The organism is Paenarthrobacter sp. PH39-S1 (genome assembly GCF_030063245.1).
Taxonomy (GTDB): Bacteria; Actinomycetota; Actinomycetes; order Actinomycetales; family Micrococcaceae; genus Arthrobacter_M.
In genome coordinates this window covers 1-502 of the sequence record NZ_JASISR010000135.1, presented here as the reverse complement: position 1 = coordinate 502, position 502 = coordinate 1, and the positions used below count along the sequence as shown (strand labels likewise).

Genomic DNA, 502 nt, shown 5'->3' with positions numbered 1-502 from the left:
CTGGACCTAGTCACCCCGGCGACCCGGATCCGGGCCCTGGAAGGCAACCACCGCCTCCACCACAAATGGGAAATCTTTGATGCCCGCAAAAAGCGCTCTGTCACGGCCAACACCGCGATCGCGCGGGAACTCGCCGGCTGGTGCTGGTCCCTGGCCGCACCTCTCCAACAAAGCCAACACGGGCAAGGGGAACGCATGAACGCGGCCTAACAAACGTGCCCTCCGGGTCAGTGGCGGGCGTGGCGTGGCAGCACTTTGGGGCTAACTCGAGACCCAGCTATGAGCAAACGGCCCATCCCGTTGACACTCGATTCTAGACACCGATACGCCCCAGCCGAACAATCGTCATGCGGAAACCAACCCGCGCATATCAGCCTGACACTGCAGTCGAACACAAGACTCGCCAGCACGACCACCACACCCGGACGGCACCCAATGAGCGGCCCCCCTCATATCAGCCGGGAGCCGCTCACCACTGCCACTTGACAAACGTTCCCTCATA

The 502-nt window shown here is 62.4% G+C and carries 1 pseudogene; it reads left to right on the top strand.

The annotated features are described in order from the left end of the window. Window positions 1-210 (top strand): annotated as a pseudogene (locus tag QMG52_RS21845) (hypothetical protein); the annotation flags it as partial. Window positions 211-502 lie beyond the last annotated feature (292 nt).